The organism is Pedobacter sp. 01N416, from assembly GCF_056399685.1.
The window spans coordinates 1-362 of record NZ_JBFTRT010001159.1 but is presented as its reverse complement, the minus strand read 5'-3'; the positions used below and the strand labels follow the sequence as shown (position 1 = coordinate 362).

At 38.7% G+C, this 362-nt stretch carries 1 protein-coding gene; it reads left to right on the top strand.

All coding sequences use genetic code 11. The annotated features are described in order from the left end of the window. Nucleotides 1-210 (top strand): glycoside hydrolase family 15 protein (locus tag AC1DND_RS29700; protein WP_477586660.1); only part of this gene is annotated, 210 nt, incomplete at its 5' end. Between the last annotated feature and the right edge of the window lie 152 nt (nt 211-362).

Sequence of the window (362 nt, the reverse complement as noted above, 5' to 3'; positions counted from 1 at the left end):
GCTTTGGCCTGTGTTGGCCGTACGGATGAAGCGATTAAAGAATTCGAAAATATTATTAAATATTGTAATCATCTTCTTTTGTTTAGTGAGGATGTTGATGCTAAGACGGGTAGTCAGTGGGGTAATTTCCCCCAAGCGTATAGTCACGTAGGTTTAATGAATGCAGCTTATCGTATTGCAATTAAACTGGATAGGCCAATATTTTTATAAGGGAGCAAGTGGATTGCAGATCCATATTTCGAGAAGGTTGTATCATAAATTGTGATTCCATATAGAATTTTGTCACGTTGTCCAAAGGACTCCTACGGAGAGCCTGTCGAAACGCTTTTTAAGAGATTAAAAAAGGTCCTTCGACAAGCTCA